The 16,217-nt window shown below is 66.7% G+C and carries 17 protein-coding genes and 1 other RNA gene; 11 read left to right on the forward strand and 7 right to left on the reverse strand.

The features are described 5' to 3' along the window. Nucleotides 1–7 precede the first annotated feature (7 nt). Complete coding sequence (locus L5G33_RS01400; protein ID WP_236996347.1) at nucleotides 8–442, forward strand: hypothetical protein; 435 nt, start codon at nucleotides 8–10, stop codon at nucleotides 440–442. Between the two features lies 1 nt (nucleotide 443). On the opposite strand, the gene L5G33_RS01405 is transcribed toward L5G33_RS01400, so the two are convergent. Further along, complete coding sequence (locus L5G33_RS01405) at nucleotides 444–767, reverse strand: transglycosylase family protein (RefSeq protein ID WP_236996348.1); 324 nt, start codon at nucleotides 765–767, stop codon at nucleotides 444–446. Nucleotides 768–1,106: 339 nt separating this feature from the next. Here L5G33_RS01405 and L5G33_RS01410 point away from each other — a divergent pair, with 339 nt between their 5' ends. Next, complete coding sequence (locus tag L5G33_RS01410; protein ID WP_236996349.1) at nucleotides 1,107–2,987, forward strand: acetate--CoA ligase; 1,881 nt, start codon at nucleotides 1,107–1,109, stop codon at nucleotides 2,985–2,987. A 137-nt stretch (nucleotides 2,988–3,124) separates the two neighbouring features. Here L5G33_RS01410 and L5G33_RS01415 read toward each other — a convergent pair whose 3' ends face one another. From L5G33_RS01415 to hisN, 6 genes are all read right to left on the reverse strand, one after another. Beyond that, the gene (locus L5G33_RS01415; RefSeq protein WP_236996350.1) at nucleotides 3,125–3,751 is read right to left on the reverse strand and encodes a TetR/AcrR family transcriptional regulator; all 627 of its coding nucleotides are present in this window, start codon (nucleotides 3,749–3,751) and stop codon (nucleotides 3,125–3,127) included. A 41-nt stretch (nucleotides 3,752–3,792) separates the two neighbouring features. Next, nucleotides 3,793–5,190: a lipase family protein gene (locus L5G33_RS01420; protein WP_236996351.1), complete on the reverse strand. Its 1,398-nt coding sequence runs from the start codon at nucleotides 5,188–5,190 to the stop codon at nucleotides 3,793–3,795. Between the two features lie 234 nt (nucleotides 5,191–5,424). After that, entirely contained in the window at nucleotides 5,425–6,651 is a 1,227-nt protein-coding gene (locus L5G33_RS01425; RefSeq protein WP_236996352.1) for an acyl-CoA dehydrogenase family protein, read from the reverse strand. A gap of 25 nt (nucleotides 6,652–6,676) precedes the next feature. Then, nucleotides 6,677–8,044, reverse strand: coding sequence for an acyl-CoA dehydrogenase family protein (locus L5G33_RS01430; protein ID WP_236996353.1), 1,368 nt, complete (start codon nucleotides 8,042–8,044; stop codon nucleotides 6,677–6,679). 159 nt (nucleotides 8,045–8,203) lie between these two features. Further along, entirely contained in the window at nucleotides 8,204–8,863 is a 660-nt protein-coding gene (locus L5G33_RS01435; protein ID WP_236996354.1) for an MBL fold metallo-hydrolase, read from the reverse strand. Between the two features lie 43 nt (nucleotides 8,864–8,906). Further along, the gene (hisN, locus tag L5G33_RS01440) at nucleotides 8,907–9,716 is read right to left on the reverse strand and encodes a histidinol-phosphatase (protein ID WP_236996355.1); all 810 of its coding nucleotides are present in this window, start codon (nucleotides 9,714–9,716) and stop codon (nucleotides 8,907–8,909) included. 74 nt (nucleotides 9,717–9,790) lie between these two features. On the opposite strand from hisN, the gene L5G33_RS01445 reads away from it, so the two are divergent. The 9 genes from L5G33_RS01445 (at nucleotide 9,791) to ssrA (ending at nucleotide 16,092) form a co-directional block, all read left to right on the forward strand. Further along, nucleotides 9,791–10,150: a hypothetical protein gene (locus tag L5G33_RS01445; protein WP_236996356.1), complete on the forward strand. Its 360-nt coding sequence runs from the start codon at nucleotides 9,791–9,793 to the stop codon at nucleotides 10,148–10,150. Nucleotides 10,151–10,154: 4 nt separating this feature from the next. Then, on the forward strand, nucleotides 10,155–11,267 hold the full coding sequence (prfB, locus tag L5G33_RS01450; protein WP_236996357.1) for a peptide chain release factor 2: 1,113 nt from the start codon (nucleotides 10,155–10,157) through the stop codon (nucleotides 11,265–11,267). Nucleotides 11,268–11,277: 10 nt separating this feature from the next. Next, on the forward strand, nucleotides 11,278–12,216 hold the full coding sequence (locus tag L5G33_RS01455) for a mechanosensitive ion channel family protein (protein ID WP_236996358.1): 939 nt from the start codon (nucleotides 11,278–11,280) through the stop codon (nucleotides 12,214–12,216). Then, nucleotides 12,213–12,644, forward strand: coding sequence for an Rv3103c transmembrane domain-containing protein (locus L5G33_RS01460; protein ID WP_236996359.1), 432 nt, complete (start codon nucleotides 12,213–12,215; stop codon nucleotides 12,642–12,644). The genes L5G33_RS01455 and L5G33_RS01460 overlap by 4 nt, the downstream gene beginning before the upstream one ends. Nucleotides 12,645–12,671: 27 nt before the next feature. Further along, nucleotides 12,672–13,358 (forward strand): cell division ATP-binding protein FtsE, encoded by a 687-nt coding sequence (gene ftsE, locus L5G33_RS01465; protein ID WP_236996360.1) that lies wholly within the window; start codon nucleotides 12,672–12,674, stop codon nucleotides 13,356–13,358. A gap of 35 nt (nucleotides 13,359–13,393) precedes the next feature. Continuing rightward, on the forward strand, nucleotides 13,394–14,299 hold the full coding sequence (gene ftsX, locus L5G33_RS01470) for a permease-like cell division protein FtsX (protein ID WP_236996361.1): 906 nt from the start codon (nucleotides 13,394–13,396) through the stop codon (nucleotides 14,297–14,299). Nucleotides 14,300–14,362: 63 nt separating this feature from the next. Beyond that, entirely contained in the window at nucleotides 14,363–14,836 is a 474-nt protein-coding gene (smpB, locus tag L5G33_RS01475) for an SsrA-binding protein SmpB (RefSeq protein ID WP_236996362.1), read from the forward strand. 35 nt (nucleotides 14,837–14,871) lie between these two features. Continuing rightward, the gene (locus L5G33_RS19340; RefSeq protein ID WP_236996363.1) at nucleotides 14,872–15,603 is read left to right on the forward strand and encodes a hypothetical protein; all 732 of its coding nucleotides are present in this window, start codon (nucleotides 14,872–14,874) and stop codon (nucleotides 15,601–15,603) included. A gap of 116 nt (nucleotides 15,604–15,719) precedes the next feature. Then, nucleotides 15,720–16,092: a transfer-messenger RNA gene (gene ssrA / locus L5G33_RS01485) on the forward strand. The last annotated feature ends 125 nt before the right edge of the window (nucleotides 16,093–16,217 follow it).

A 16,217-nucleotide genomic window follows, 5' to 3' on the forward strand; every position in this document is an offset into this window, starting at 1 on the left:
TCGACCCATGACTCTGACGACCGCCACACAGGTGGCGTTGATCGCGGCCGGCGTGATCTTCCTCTGGGCACTGCTGCTCGGCGTGTGGAAGTTCGCACAGATCATGCGCAGCCCCACCGGGCATGCGCACATCTACGTGGACATCGCGCACCGAGCCGCGCTGATGTACGCGTTCGCGACCGGGCTGCTCGCCACCTTCGTCCAGTTCAGTGCCTGGAGCACCGTTGTCAACACGGTGGCGCTGGCGGTCGTCGTATTCTTCTTCGTCTCGGCTATCGCGTCGTACTGTCTGCACGGCGCGCTGCGTGACACCGACAATCAGATGCATCCGAACTCGCCCACGATGACGGCGGCCATGGTGGCGCTCATCGTGGGCGAGGTCGGGGGAAGCGCCGTGATCATCGCGGGCTTCATCGTCGAGCAGTCACGCTCGTGGGGCTGACCTACAGGTAGGCGCCGCACACCGGCCACGCGCCGGGGCCCTGCGTGGCGAGGACGTTCTCGGCGACGCGGATCTGCTCTTCGCGTGACGCGTCCGAGGCGCTGCCGGAGCCGCCGTTGGCCGCCCACGTCTCCTGCGAGAACTGCAGTCCGCCGTAGTAGCCATTGCCGGTGTTGATCGACCAGTCGCCGCCGCTCTCGCAGTCGGCGACGGCATCCCAGTTATGGCCGGTGTCGGCCGACGCGATGCCCGCGGTCATTGCCAGCGGTGCGACGGTCAGTGCGCCGGCGACGGCGGTACGGATGGCGATCTTCTTCAAGCTCATAGATGTGCTCCTGTATCGGTTCGGCACCAGTTTCATCGGTGCCGCTCAACGGGTCGGAGGCGACGCTACGTGCTGTGAAAGCTAAGGTCACACCGGGTTTCGTGGGGCCAGTCACAATGTGCTAGCTGGAGCAAGCGAGGGTGCGTCCGGGGTTTCCGCAGGTCATCGGCTTCATCGGGCCGTTATCGATCCGTGATCTGAAACAGTCTTGTTGTGACTGGTCACACACCGTAAAAGTGGTACCGCTCACCGGGAGAATGCGCCCGTTGGTCGATCCGGAAGGGCGTTCCGACGCCGAACCGCACTCATGATCGGGGGGTCGGCCGATACCGTTGACCCATGTCCGATTACGCGCACGAGTTCGCCCGCAGTACCGACGACCCGGAGGGCTTCTGGCTCGACGCAGCCCGCGATGTCGACTGGATCAGCCCGCCGACGGCGGCCCTCGACGATACCGCCGCCCCGATCTACCGATGGTTCCCCGGTGCGTCGCTCAACACGAGTGTCAACGCACTCGACCGACACGTGGCTGCCGGCCGCGGCGACCAGGACGCGCTGATCTGGGATTCGGCGATGACCGGCACGGTGAAGCGGTACACCTACCGGCAGTTGCTCGACGAGGTCGCGCGCTTCGCCGGAGTCCTCACCGCACAGGGCGTCGCCGCGGGCGACCGCGTCGTCATCTACATGCCGATGATCCCCGAGGCCGCGATCGCGATGCTCGCGTGCGCGCGCATCGGCGCGGTCCACTCGGTGGTGTTCGGCGGATTCGCCGCACCCGAGCTCGCGACCCGAATCGACGACGCCGAACCGGTCGCTCTCGTCACCGCGTCCGGCGGCCTCGAGCCGGGTCGGGTCATCGAATACCTGCCCCTCGTCGCGTCCGCGATCGAGAAGGCCGCCATCACGCCGCGCACCGTGATCGTCAAGAACCGCGACGAGGTCCCCGGGTCGGCAGCCGACCACGACGGATGGCTCGACTGGGACGCCGAGGTCGCAGGCGCGGCGCCGGCCGAACCCGCCGCTGTCGCCGCGACCGATCCGCTGTACATCCTCTACACGTCGGGCACGACGGGTAAGCCGAAGGGTGTGGTGCGCGACAACGGCGGCCACGCCGTCGCGCTCACCTGGTCGATGAAGAACGTCTACGGCATCTCACCCGGCGAGGTGTGGTGGACTGCGTCCGACGTCGGCTGGGTGGTCGGCCACAGCTACATCGTGTATGGCCCGCTGCTGGTCGGGGCCACCACCGTCATGTACGAGGGCAAACCCGTCGGCACCCCGGATGCGGGCGCGTTCTGGCGAGTGATCTCCGACCACGGTGTCGTCGCGCTGTTTACCGCGCCGACCGCGATCCGCGCCGTGCGCAAAGCCGACCCCGACGCCGCCGAACTCGCGAAGTACGACGTCTCATCGCTGCGCACTCTGTTCGCGGCGGGCGAGCGGTTGGACCCCGACACGTTCACGTGGGCGTCGAAGGTCCTCGGCGTGCCCGTCGTCGACCACTGGTGGCAGACCGAGACCGGCTGGGCGATCGTGGCGAACCTGTGCGGCCTCGAACCGATGCCGATCAAAGCCGGATCGCCGACGGTCCCGGTTCCGGGCTACCGTGTCGAGATCCTCGACGCGGCTGGCGCGCCGGTCGCAGCGGGCGGCGAAGGCAACATCGTCGTCCGACTGCCGCTGCCGCCGGGCACGCTCGCCGGACTGTGGCGCGACGAGGCCCGGTTCCGGGCGTCGTACCTGAACACTTTCGACGGCTACTACCTGACGGGCGACTCCGGTTACATCGACTCCGACGGCTACGTGTTTGTGCTGGGCCGATCGGACGACGTCATCAACGTCGCCGGGCACCGTTTGTCGACGGGTGCGATCGAAGCGGTGGTCGCCGCGCATCCAGCCGTCGCCGAATGTGCGGTGGTCGGCATCCACGACGACTTGAAAGGCCAGCGCCCCAGCGGCTACGTGGTCCTCAAGGCCGGAGTCGACATCGACGGCGACACGCTCCGCACCGAGCTCGTGAAGCGAGTGCGCGACGAGATCGGTGCGGTCGCGACCTTCCGCGACGTCACCGTGGTCGACGCGCTGCCGAAGACCCGCTCAGGGAAGATCTTGCGCAAGACGATGCGGCAGATCGTCGACGGCGAGGAGTACGCGGTCCCGTCGACCATCGAGGACCCGGCGGTCCTCGACGCACTGATCGACCAGCTCGGTCACTGACCGTCGCCCGGGTTCGGATGCAGGTCGGCCACCGCTGACGAACGATGGCACTCGAACCGTTCTCCAGGAGCGGTTCGAGTGCCAAAGCTTTCGTGAAGCCGTAGCCGGCAGGGTTAGACAGTAGAGATCCGGGCTAATCACCCGATGGCGCCCGGCCGGAGCAGGCGGCGCATGGCGTCCATCAGCTCATCGACCGTCACGTCCGGGTTCACCGAGCGTTCGACGATCAGCGCGTTCACTGCACCGATGTAACCGCTCCACACGAGGGGCGGCGATGCGCTGAGGGCGAGACCGCGCTCGTGTCCGAGGGTGGTCACCGAGTCGAGCAGCGTCGTCCACTCGCCGCGCCGGGCGTGCCGGTGATCTTCGAAGCGAGGGCTCACGCCGACGACCTCCACGAAGCTCACCCTGGTGCGTTCGGTACTCGACGCGTAGTACTCGACAAACGCTCTGATACCGGCGTCGAGCACCTCCTCGACGGTGATTCCGCTGGTGCTCAATGCCGCGTCCAGGGCCTCGGAGACAGCCGCCGTCGATTCGTCCTGCACCCGGTCATACAGCGCGCGGAGCAAATCTTCGCGATCGGAGAACAGCTCGTAGAACTGCCGCGACGACAGCCCGGCGGCCTTGCAGACCGCGGGAACCGCCGTGGCGGCGTACCCGGTCGTCCCGAACAGGGTCAACGCGGCGTCGAGGAAGCGCTCGCGTCGTTCGGTACGGCGTTCGTCGATCGATCGGCCACGGTAGCTTCGGGTCTCGGTCACTGCACCAGGTTAGTGGGGCGCCCGCCGCGTGGGGCGGCCGATCACTTCCCCTTGCCGAGGGCGGCGCCGAAAAGTGCCGATAGATCCGCGCCGATCGTCTGTGAGAAGGTCGGCCACCACGTCGCGTCGGTCGCCATGGAGAGTTCGTCGTGGGTCGTGCAGCCCGACGCGGCGGGTTTGCCGTCGAGTCGGTCCTTCAGCCACAGCAATGCCATCGGCGCGCCGGACACTTCGCCGATCAGATGCTCGGACAGGTGATCGCGCGTGTAGGTGATCGACGGTCCGGCCGTGCGACAGTACGAACGGACCATGGTGTCCACCTGGCCGACCGGGATCACCTCGTCGAGCGCCGAGTTCCAGATGTACATCGGCATGTCGGGTCGGACGCTGCCCATCTTGGTCTCGGTGAGGACCCGCTTGACGGGCGGAGCCGCGAGCGGGTCGCCGGGCCAGTTGATGAATCCCTTGTTGTTCAGGAATGGGAACGTCAGCGCCTGGTACTGGACGCAGAGCGGTCCCTTCGCGGCGAGGAGCGCCTTGCCGGCCGGGTTGAGGCGCGTGTCGAGGAACTTGTCGAAGTAGTCGTACTCGCGGGCCAGTCCCGCGATCGCACCGAGGACCAGGCCGCTCGTGACGTTGTTCTGCGCGGCATTGAGCACGACCTTCAGGTCGGCGGGCACGCCTCCTTCGGCCGCGCCGACGATATTCAGTTCCGGGGCGTACGACTGCTTGATCTCGGCGGTGTGCCCGGTGACGATCGCTCCGCCGGAATAGCCGTAGAGGCCGATCGGCGACGCGTCGCTGATGCTCGACGGCGCGAACGACCTGGCGGCGCGCAGACTGTCGAGAGTGATGCGGGCGCCGAGCGGCCCCGCCGCGTACGCGTGCTCGGGACCCTCGTGGTCGGGCAAGACGACGGCGTACCCCTGGTGGAGGAAGCCCTGGGCGATCAGGAGTTCGGCGGGGGCGACGGCTTGGCCGAGGAGTGACGACGCGTTGAGATGCTGCACGGCGTACGACGTCGCGCAGTAGCCGGCCGTCGAGTCCTCGGCGAGCTGCATGGAGATCACCTTGCGCGGGCCCTTCTTGACGGCACCGCGGGGCTTGAGAACGGTCGTGACGGCCGGGATCGCCTCACCGGACGTGTTCGTCGACCGGAACGAGAGCTGCCAGGCGTCGACGTTGATCGGGACGGCGCCGAAATTGGCGGGGGTGATGCGACGGGCCGCGATGATCTCGCCGTTCTCGGCGGCGGCGAGCCTCTTCGGCGACGGACGGTAGAACGACGCGTCGAGCTCCTGGGGGAGCGGGAGCAGCGGTGCGGGCGCGATCTTCGGGGTCGCGCTCTGGGGTGCGGCCGTCACCGGTGCGGCGACGGCGCCCGCCGTGAGAACGGCCGTCACCGCGGCCACGAGCGTCAAGACGAACGGTCGGCGCATCGAAGTATCTCCTCGTGAATGTGTGGGTGAAACGAACGTGTTTCACAATGTGAGGGAGAGACTACCCTCACAGTGATCCGGCACACAAGCATTCATCGCAGTGGCGGTTCCGAATGCAGTCCCAAGTGCAGTGGTGGACGGAACCCGTTGTTGCGCAGCGTCGTCCACTTGTCACAACATGCACGAGACCCCCGCCCGAAAGAGGGCGGGGGTCTCGTATGGAACGAACTCAGGTCACTTCAGTTCGGCGCTGCTCTTCCCAAGCACACGGCGAGCGATGATCAGCTGTTGGATCTGCTGGGTGCCTTCGAAGATGTCCAGGATCTTCGAGTCGCGCGCCCACTTCTCCAGGAGCGTGCGCTCGGAGTAGCCGTATGTCGAGGCGAGCTCGACGGCCTTGTTGGTCACATCGGTGCCGGTGCGTCCGGCCTTGGCCTTCGACATCGATGCCTCGAGCGAGTTCGGCTCCTTGTTATCGGCCATCCACGCCGCACGCAATGTTAGGAGATACGACGCCTCCCAATCGGCCTCCAGGCGGATGAACTCGGCAGCAGCCGCCGACTGGTCGGTAGCGGGGCGGTCGTAGTCGATCTCGACGCCTGCGTCCTCCAGCAGCTTGCGCAGTTCTTCCAGCGACGCCCGGCTGACACCGACGGCCATCGCCGCCACCATCGGTCGCGTGTTATCGAAGGTCTGCATGACCCCGCCGAAGCCCTTCTTGACGTCCACCTCCGGTGAACCGAGGAGGTACTCCTTCGGGATGCGGCAGTCCTCGAATCGGATCACCGCGGTGTCCGACGCACGGATGCCGAGCTTGTGCTCCAATCGGGCGATCGTGACGCCCGGGTGTTTGCGCGGCACGACGAAACTCTTGATCGCGGCACGACCGAGGCTGCGGTCCACCGACGCCCACACCACGATGTGCGATGCACGCGAGCCCGCGGTGACGAAGATCTTCTCGCCGTTGATGACGTAGTCGTCGCCGTCGCGGGTCGCGGTCGTGGTGACCGCGGCCGAGTCGGAGCCGAAGCTCGGCTCGGTGATCGCCATCGACGCCCACACCTCGTCGCCGCCGCCAAGCATCTCCAGCTGTTCATCGGTCGCGACCGCGGCGATCGCCGCGTTGCCCAGCCCCTGGTAGGGGATCGACAGCATCAGCGCGACATCCCCGTACGACGCCCACATCGAGTTGAGGACCGACTGCATGTTGCCGCCGTTGGCGACGTAGCCCTCCGGGCGCTCCTTGTTCGCGTCGCCGCGCCCACCGGCTGCGCCCGCGCCCGCCTGTCCGGTCGCCGCGAGGCCGCTGTACAGGCTGGCGAGGGTGTCGAGCTCCACCGGGTAGGTGTGCTCGGCGAGGTCGTACTTGCGGCTGATCGGACGGAAGATCTGCAGCGCGGCCTGGCGCGCCTGGTCGATCGTCGTGTCCAGTTTCTTTGGCAGTTCCAGATTGATAGCCATGTGTGCTCCTTGATCGTCCGCCCTCTCAGAGGACGACGACGCCTTCGCCGATGCCCGCACCGCGCAGGTCGCGGTACCAGCGCTCGACCGGGTGCTCCTTGGTGAAACCGTGGCCACCGAGCAACTGGACGCCGTCGAGGCCGACCTGCAAGCCCTTGTCGATCGTCAACTTGCGGGCGAGTGCCGCCTCGCGAGCGAAGGGCAGACCCTGCTCGGCGCGCGACGCGCCGCGCAGCGTCACCAATCGCAGACCGTCGATCTCGGTCGCCATGTTCGCGACCATGAACGCGACCGCCTGGCGGTTGGAGATCGGCTCACCGAACGCTTCGCGCTCGTTGACGTAGGGGACCACGTAGTCGAGCATCGCGGTGGCGGTACCGACGGCCAGCGCCGACCAGCCCAGACGCGAGAGTCGGACTACGTCGCGGTATGCGTCGGCGGCCTGATCGCCCTCGACTTCGCCGAGCAGTGCGCCGGTCGGGACCGAGACGTCGTCGAGGACCAGGCGGCCCATGCCCGCCGCGCGCAGACCCATGCCCGGATCGGCTTCGACGGACAGACCCTTGGTGTCCGACTCGACGATGAAGAGTGCCCGACGGCCGTCGAGCTGAGCGCCGACGATGAACAGCTCGGAGCTGCCCGCAGCCGGGACGAAGCTCTTGACGCCGGACAGTCGGTAGCCGCTCGGCGCGCGCGTCGCCTTGGTGGCCAGGGCGAAAGCGTCGAACAGCGGCTTCGGCTCGGCGATCACGACGGCCGACGTCGGGACGTTCTCGCCCGCGTAGTCAGGCAGGTAGGTGCGCTGCTGGCTGTCGCTGCCGAAGTTGGTGAGGGTGGTAGCGACACCACTCGGTGCGAGCAGTGGAACGGCCAGACCCATGTCGCCGTAGGCCATCGCCTCGGCGACCAGTGCGTTGGTGACCACATTGCGATCGGTCGCCGCACCGTCGAGCTCCTCGGGCACGTTGATCATGGTGATGCCGAGTTCGGCCGACCGCTTGAGGATGTCCTCGGGCGCGCTCGCGGCCGCGTCTGCGTCGTACGCCGCGGGCCGGAGGATCTCGGTGGAGAACTCCTTGACGGTCTCGGCGATCATCGACTGCTCGTCGTCGGGATTCAGGTCGAAGTAGCCCTTGGACGAGGTCGCCGGGCGCTGCGGCTTCCCGGCGCCCGAGACCTGGGTGAACGCGCGATTGGCGGCGCCGAGGGTCTTGAAGCCCGTCTTGGTGGCCTCGTAGGCGACGCGATTGATGGGCTCACGGAGGCCGTACTTCTCGGCAACCTCGGAGCCGGTGATCGCGGTCAGTACGCGCATCGCCGTGCCGATCGCGGTGCGCTTGTGGGGTGCGGCGCCGACGGCTGACTCGTCGCGGGGTGCGGTGTTCGTGGTCATTTCCTCACCAGGTCTCTCGAGCGAATTTCAATGGTGGAGTGATTCTTACTCCGTAGTAAGAACTGACCTTACTCGCCGGTAAGGAGGTTGTCACCCCCGACGGGCAGCGCATCGCTCATAGGTGCGTCTACCCCGTGCTGTGGTGCCTTACCGCAGGCCTTACAGCTGCGTCGGAACTCCGGCCTCCAACGTGCGGAAGTCGGTGCCAGCGGGCGCCATGTCGGCGATACGGCTGTTGTGGATCGTGACTCCTGCCGACGACTGCACTCCCTGGTGGATCGGAAACGCGACACGCGGATTCACTGCGCGCAGGTAGTCGACGGGTTCGCTGAGCTTGAGCCACGGTGCGGCGGCGGGGATGGCCAGGACGTCGATCTTCTCGAACGGAATGTAGAGCGCGTCGCCCGGATGGCAGAAGGCCCCGGGTTGTTCGTCGGTGTCGAGGATGTACGAGATGTTGTCCACGACTGGAAGTTCCGGATGGATCACCGCGTGTCGGCCACCCGTCCCGCGGACCGTCACGGAGCCGACACGCACCACCTGGCCAGGTCCGATCACCGACCAGATCCCGGCGTCGCCGCATTCATTGAGCTGCGCGGCCGTCTGCGGATCGGCGTAGCGGACCGCGTTCGGATTGGCGGCGACCAGCGCGGGAAGCCGCGCCGGATCGGCATGATCGGCGTGCTGGTGGGTCACCAGGATCGCGTCGAGGCCCGTCAACTCCTCGAATCCGGACGCGAACGTGCCCGGATCGAAGAGCACTCGGGTTCCGTCGTGTTCGGCCAGTACGCAAGAGTGCAGAAGATGGGTGAACCTCATACTTCCGGGACACTACTCGCTCAGTGCAGCGTCGTTCGCCGGGTCAGCGATCGGACGTCAGGGCAGCGAGCACCTCGTCGTGCAGCCGTCCGTTCGACGCGACGGCGCTCCCGCCTGCCGGCCCCGGTGTCCCGTCCAACGCGGTGAACCGGCCGCCCGCTTCGCGGACCAGGATGTCGAGCGGGGCGAGGTCCCACAGCGAGACTTCGGGTTCGGCGGCCACGTCGACCGCGCCCTCGGCGACCAGACAGTAGTTGAAGAAGTCGCCGTAGCCGCGGACACGCCACACGCGGTCGGTGAGAGCGATGAAATCGTCGCGGATACCGCGGTCGGCCCACCCGGACAGGCTCGAGAAGGCCAGCGACGACGATTCGATCTCGTCGACTCCTGACACGCGGAGATGTCGCGGCTCACCTGCGTCGTACGACACGAATGCACCGTCCCCCGACGACGCCCACCAACGACGGTTCAGCGCCGGTGCGCTCACCACGCCGACGACGGGCACGCCGTCGTCAAGCAGTGCGATCAACGTCGACCACACGGGGACGCCGCGGACGAAGTTCTTGGTGCCGTCGATCGGGTCGACCACCCACTGTCTGCCGTCCAGGACGGCGTCGCCGCCGAACTCCTCCCCGAGCACCGCGTCGTTCGGGCGGTCGGCGTCGAGCCGGGCACGGATCAGACGCTCGCAGGCGAGGTCGGCGTCGGAGACCGGCGTCAGATCCGGTTTCGAATCGACCCGCAGATCGAGCGCGCCGAAACGGGCGGTCGTGAGTGCGTCGGCGGCGTCCGCCAGGTCCAGCGCGAGGGCGAGATCGGACGCGTACACGGAACCGTCTGGGAGGGTGGCCACGGCTGACGAGGCTACCAGCACCGACCCGCCACGACCGGGCGTGACGACGCAGACTCGCAGGTACCATGGCGGCCATGCCGAACTGGATCTCCGCGCTGTTGCTCGTGTTCCTCATCGCCACGGTGGTCTCGCTGTACATGTCGCGCCGCGGTCAGGGGTTCGGCAGTGCGAGCGCCGCACGCGGCTACGTCGAAGGCGTCATGACGGTCACGAGCGCGGTCCTCGGCGACCCCGACCGCGACGGGGCCCGCCTGTGCACCGTCGCTGGGACGATCATGGCGGCCGATTCCTCGCCCGCGGAAGTCTATGGGCGGATCGTCGTGCCTGCCGGGGCTGTCGAGCCGTACCCCGGTCTGGACCAGCCCGTCGTCTTCAAGCCGGGCAAGGAGGATTCCACCTGGCGTTTCGGCACCCTGTCGGACTCGGTAGGCTGATTCAGTGCATCCAGAAGCCTCTGCCGACCTCGAATCCCTCGACGCAACTCTCACCACCGTCGAGAAGGTGATGGACCTCGACGAGCTTCGTCGCCGCATCGACGAGCTGGAGATGCAGGCCTCCGATCCGGGTCTGTGGAACGACCAGGACCACGCGCAGAGGGTGACGAGCGAGCTCTCGCACGCCCAGGCCGAACTGCGTCGCGCCTCCGAACTGCGGTCCCGGCTGGACGACCTGCCGGTGCTCTACGAACTCGCCGAAGCCGAGGAGGGCGACGCTGCTGCCGAAGCCGTCGCCGACGCAGACAACGAGCGAGCCGACCTCAGGCGCGACATTGAGGCGATGGAAGTCAAAACGATGCTGGCGGGCGAGTACGACGCGCGTGAGGCCGTCGTCAACATTCGCGCCGGTGCGGGTGGCGTCGACGCCGCCGACTGGGCGCAGATGTTGATGCGCATGTACATCCGCTGGGCCGAACAGCACGACCACTCGGTGGAGGTGTACGACACGTCGTACGCCGAAGAGGCCGGACTGAAGTCGGCGACGTTCGCGGTCAAGGCGCCCTACATGTACGGCACCCTGTCGGTGGAGCAGGGCACGCACCGACTCGTTCGCATCAGCCCGTTCGACAACCAGGGCAGGCGTCAGACGTCGTTCGCCGAAGTGGAGATCCTGCCCGTCGTCGAGACCACCGACCACATCGACATCGACGAGAACGATCTGCGCGTCGACGTCTACCGGTCGTCCGGGCCCGGCGGCCAGTCGGTCAACACCACCGACTCGGCGGTCCGTCTGACGCACGTGCCGACCGGTATCGTCGTCACCTGCCAGAACGAGAAGAGCCAACTGCAGAACAAGGCGGCCGCGATGCGCGTCCTGCAGGCCAAACTCCTCGAACGCAAACGCCAGGAGGAGCGCGCCCAGATGGATGCGCTCAAGAGCGACACGGGCGCCAGTTGGGGCAATCAGATGCGCTCGTACGTGCTGCACCCGTACCAGATGGTCAAGGACCTGCGGACCAACGTCGAGAGCAACAACCCGAGCAACGTGCTCGACGGCGACCTCGATCAGTTCATCGAAGCGGGCATCCGCTGGCGGATGGACGAGGACTCGTAGTCGGCCCGCGATGACATACCTCGTCGACGAATTCGGGCTGCCCTCGTGGCTGCGCTCCATCGAACGCTGGCTGGCCGTCGACTTCGTCCAGATGCTGGTGTGGGTCATCGGCGCCATCCTGATCGCCCGCTTCATCCGCTGGGTCGCCGGTCGGTACTCGCAGCGCGCGGTGGCACAGTTCGAACTCAGCGAAGACATCGTCCAATCCGAGGACCTCAAGCACCGGCGCGCCCTGGTCGACGTGGTCGCGTGGACGTTGATCGCCGTCGTCGTGATCGTCGTCGGCCTCAAGATCCTGGCGGTGTGGGTCCCGACGTCGAGCCTCGTCGGTCTGAGCGCCGTGCTCGGCGCGGCTCTCGGTTTCGGCGCGCAGCGGGTCGTGCAGGATGTGCTCGCCGGCTTCTTCATCATCGCCGAGCATCAATACGGCTACGGCGACGTCGTGAATCTCGCGGTGACCGGCGGCCTGGAGGCCGAAGGCACCGTCGAAGATGTGACGTTGCGCGTCACCCGGCTGCGGAACTCCGACGGTGAGCTGATCACCGTGCCCAACGGGCAGATGATCAAGGCGACCAACCTGTCCAAGGACTGGGCACGCGCCGTCGTCGACGTCCCCGTTCCGCTCGACGCGGACATCAACGTCGTCAACGCGACGCTCCGCGAAGTGGGGCAGGAGTTCTACGAGAAGCCGCGGTGGCATCGGCTGCTGCTCGACGCGCCGCAACCGCTGGGGGTGACGAACCTCGAACTCGATTCGGCGACGGTGCGCATGGTGGCCAGAACGCTTCCGGGTCAGCAGTTCGACATCGGTCGTGCGTTGCGGTCGGAGATCATCTTCGCGCTCGCCCGCCACGGCGTCACCGTCTCGAAGGCAGTCCGCAACCAGACGGTCGCGCAGACAGCTGCCGATGCGGCGCCGGACGAGGCTCGCGACGGGGGTGACGAATGACCGACGGGCAGCAGCAGACGCGCTTCGAGCGGCTGAAGCACATCTATCACACTCGGGTGCGCACGACGACGGTTGTGTTGATCGTGCTCTGGTTCGCGCTGTTGGCGCTGTACGGCTTCACGTCGCAGCACTATCCGCCCAAGGACGCGGTGAAACCGACTCGGACCACCGAGCAGCCCGTGGACACGCAGGCCCCGGCCACCGAGTCGACCGAAACGACCTCCCGGACGCCGAGCACCACCGTCGAGTCGACGACGGAGTCCACCACGGAGCCGACCGACGACACCGAGCAGACGACGGGGCAGACGCAGTCGACGACGCCGTTGCAGCCGCGGCGGACTGCACCGCTGCCGACGCAGCTCATGCCGGAGCTCGACGCACCGGACGAGACTACCGACACGACTCCGGGCAGCGGCGACGGTCGGTGACCGCATCGATCAGTACACTTGGTCACCGTGATCAAGCTGTCGAACGTGACGATGCAATACGCGAAGTCGAGCAGGCCCGCCTTGTCGGACCTGTCTTTTGAGATCGACAAGGGCGAGTTCGCGTTCCTGATCGGGCCGTCGGGGTCGGGGAAGTCGACGTTCTTCCGGTTGCTCCTCAAAGAGGACAAGCCGACGTCCGGCGAGATCGAGGTCGGCGACTTCCACGTGAACACGCTTCGCAACCGCGATGTGCCGAAGCTGCGGCAGTCCATCGGCTGCGTGTTCCAGGACTTCCGGTTGCTGCAGCAGAAGACTGTCGCCGACAATGTGGCGTTCGCTCTCGAAGTGATCGGCAAACCGTCGTCGACGATCCGCGACGCGGTGCCGGAGACCCTGGAGTACGTCGGGCTGTCGGGCAAGGCCGACCGGATGCCGTTCGAGCTGTCCGGCGGTGAGATGCAGCGAGTCGCCATCGCGCGCGCCATCGTCAACCGTCCGCAGTTGCTGTTGGCCGACGAGCCGACCGGCAACCTCGACCCCGAGACGAGCGAGGGAATCGTCGAAGTGCTCGACCGGGTCAACCGTCGCGGCACGACCGTGGTGATGGCGACGCACGACCGCCACATCGTCGACGCGATGCGACGTCGAGTCCTTGAGTTCGACAACGGCAAGCTCGTCCGCAACGACCAATACGGCGTGTACGGCATCGGCTGACCGACGACTTCGCAGACTACGAGAGGCGAGCACGCATGCGCGCGAATTTCATCATCGGCGAAGTCCTCAACGGATTCCGTCGCAACATCACCATGACGGTCGCCATGATCCTGACGACCGCCATCACGCTCGGCATCCTCGGCGGCGGCATGCTGGTGATCCAGATGGCCGACAAGAGCCAGAAGATCTTCCTCGACCGCGTCGAGATGCAGTTCTTCATCAACGACGAGGTGACCGAGCGGGACCCGAACTGCTTGGAAGCGCCGTGCACGACGCTCCGGAACGATCTGGAGGCCGAGCCGGGGGTCGGATCGGTGACCTTCATCAGCCAGGATCAGGCGTTCCGCACCGCGAAGGCGGCGTGGGAGAAGGATTCACCCGAGCTCGCCGACTTCATCCGCAAGGAGGCGTACCAGGGTGCGCTCCGCGTCCGCATGGACGATCCGGACCGGTTCGGTGCGGTCCTCGACAAGTTCTCGAAAGCTCAGGGCGTCGACGGCGTCCTCGACCAGCGGGACCTGGTGAAACGCATCTTCAGTGTGCTTGACGGCGCGCGCAACGCTGCGTTCGCCATCGCGGCCGTCCTGGCGGTGGCGGCCATCCTGCTGATCGTCAACACCGTGCAGATAGCCGCCTATACGAGACGGACGGAGGTGTCGATCATGCGTCTGGTCGGCGCCACCCGCTGGTACACGCAGCTGCCGTTCCTACTGGAGGCGGTGATCGCCGCCGTCATCGGCGCGGTGCTTGCGATCGGCGGCCTGTTTCTGGGCAAGATATTCTTCTTCGACAAAGCGCTCGAAGACCTCTACGGTGTGAACATCCTGGCGCGCATCACGAACGCGGACGTGTGGTTCGTGTCCCCGTGGCTGGTGTTGGCAGGCATCGTCTTGGCCGGCATCACCTCGTACGGAACGTTGCGCGTCTACGTCCGTGAATAACACGGGCAGTGGTGAACCGGTCCGACCGTAGGACCACCCCGACTACACCTGGAGGAGCGCAACGTGCCCAGAGAAAAGGGCAAGTCGGTGATCGCCAGCAACCGCAAAGCCCGGCACAACTACACCATCCTCGAGACGTTCGAGGCCGGCATGGTGCTGCAGGGCACCGAGGTCAAGGCCCTCCGCGAAGGCAAGGCGTCGCTCGTCGACGCGTTCGCCACGATCGACGACGGCGAGGTGTGGCTCAACGCGGTGCACATCGCCGAGTACGGCAGCGGGACGTGGACCAACCACGCGCCGCGTCGCAAACGCAAGTTGCTGATGCACCGCCGCGAGATCGACAACCTGATCGGCAAGATCCGCGACGGCAACCTGACGCTGGTCCCGTTGCAGATGTACTTCTCCGATGGACATGCGAAGGTCGAGTTGGCGTTGGCTCGCGGTAAACAGGCCCATGACAAGCGGCGCGACATCGCCGAACGGACTGCCAAACGAGAGGTCGAGCGCATCGTCGGCCGTCGCGTGAAAGGCATGTGAGACCCGCCGTGACAGTGCGGGCGCGGTGCTTGGCAGTGCTCGCCGTCGTTGCGTGCGGCCTGTCGGCGTCCGCGTGCGGCGCCGACCCCCGGTCCGCAGAAGAGCCGACGCCGGTGCTCGGATGGGTCGTCGGCGACGGGTGCGCGACGCCGCCCGATCGGGTGCGCGCCGACGGCGACGGTATCGTCGCTCGCGGTCTCGCGGATGCCGGATACCGCTCGTTGTATGTGGTCTGCGACGCCGCACAGGCGCCAGCCGCCCTCGATGATTCCGCGCTTCACGCTCGTCTCGACGATCAGGGTCTGCGACTCTCGGTGATTCCGTCCAACGACGCCGACGTGAGCGCCGCGATGCGGGCCGACATCCCGTTGCCCGCGCTGCGCACCGCGATCACCCGGCATGTGATGGCGGCGCAACCGTTGGTGTTCAGCGGGGAGGCCGCTCTGCTCGACCACGCGCACATCGCGACCGTCGCTAACCGCGACGTGCTGGCGATCGGCCGCGACAGCAGGCGGACCGCGGGCGCGCCCATCAACGGCGACGACGAGCGGTTCTCGCGGGCCATCGGCTCGCAGGGGCTCATCGTGTCGTTGACCAACGGGGAGTCGGCGGCGCGCGACATGTCGTTCGATCTCGACGAGGTGAACCTCGCGGGCGACGTCGTCGCCGCGACCGACGTATGGACCGGTCGTCGGGTGCACGCGTCCGGCGGCACGATCACGGTGCCGGTGGCGTCCACCGACAGCGCCCTGCTGCGCATCGGCTGACCGAATCGACGGGTCTTCGGTGATACCGGGATGAAAGTGTCGGTCGGGTTCGTTATGATGGGGTGTCCGCTGGAAACAGGGGACACCACTCCGCTGGAAACAGGGGAGACCACCTCGGGGCCGATCGGTTTCGACTACGTGCATCGAGGTGGGGGAAGCGTGTCGGTGCAGGCTGGAGACCACCGTAAGCGTCGCAGCAAACAATTAAGCGCCGATTCCAATCAGCGCGACTACGCACTCGCTGCCTGATCAGCGAGGCTAGTCTGTCGGCCCGGTTCTAAGTTCCCGGAACCGGATGCCGGCATCAGCTAGGGGACTCACTGTCGGCGTCGGTCGCGGACGACGGCAGGACATCAAACAGCGACTGGGATCGTCATCCCGGCTTGTTCGTGAGACCGGGAGATCCAAGTAGAGACATAGCGGACTGCACACGGAGAAGCCCCACCGAAGTGACGGAGGACCCGGGTTCAATTCCCGGCGGCTCCACGAGTGAGAGATCCCCTGGTCGTCATTGACCAGGGGATCTCTCGTATTCGGGCAGGTCAAGCGAGTTGGGTACCTACCTCACGTCTCGCGTCACCACGCCTTCCTGACGGCGTCGGCAGATCGACCAA

The organism is Gordonia liuliyuniae, from assembly GCF_021738805.1.
In the GTDB taxonomy this organism is placed as follows: Bacteria; Actinomycetota; Actinomycetes; order Mycobacteriales; family Mycobacteriaceae; genus Gordonia; species Gordonia liuliyuniae.

Excerpts from the sequence above, each read along its gene's own strand:
- L5G33_RS01400 (WP_236996347.1), top strand. The coding sequence starts at position 8 with ATGACTCTGACGACCGCCACACAGGTGGCGTTGATCGCGGCCGGCGTG.
- L5G33_RS01405 (WP_236996348.1), bottom strand. The coding sequence starts at position 767 with ATGAGCTTGAAGAAGATCGCCATCCGTACCGCCGTCGCCGGCGCACTG.
- L5G33_RS01410 (WP_236996349.1), top strand. The coding sequence starts at position 1,107 with ATGTCCGATTACGCGCACGAGTTCGCCCGCAGTACCGACGACCCGGAG.
- L5G33_RS01420 (WP_236996351.1), bottom strand. The coding sequence starts at position 5,190 with ATGCGCCGACCGTTCGTCTTGACGCTCGTGGCCGCGGTGACGGCCGTT.
- L5G33_RS01425 (WP_236996352.1), bottom strand. The coding sequence starts at position 6,651 with ATGGCTATCAATCTGGAACTGCCAAAGAAACTGGACACGACGATCGAC.
- L5G33_RS01430 (WP_236996353.1), bottom strand. The coding sequence starts at position 8,044 with ATGACCACGAACACCGCACCCCGCGACGAGTCAGCCGTCGGCGCCGCA.
- L5G33_RS01435 (WP_236996354.1), bottom strand. The coding sequence starts at position 8,863 with ATGAGGTTCACCCATCTTCTGCACTCTTGCGTACTGGCCGAACACGAC.
- L5G33_RS01445 (WP_236996356.1), top strand. The coding sequence starts at position 9,791 with ATGCCGAACTGGATCTCCGCGCTGTTGCTCGTGTTCCTCATCGCCACG.
- L5G33_RS01455 (WP_236996358.1), top strand. The coding sequence starts at position 11,278 with ATGACATACCTCGTCGACGAATTCGGGCTGCCCTCGTGGCTGCGCTCC.
- L5G33_RS01460 (WP_236996359.1), top strand. The coding sequence starts at position 12,213 with ATGACCGACGGGCAGCAGCAGACGCGCTTCGAGCGGCTGAAGCACATC.
- ftsX (WP_236996361.1), top strand. The coding sequence starts at position 13,394 with ATGCGCGCGAATTTCATCATCGGCGAAGTCCTCAACGGATTCCGTCGC.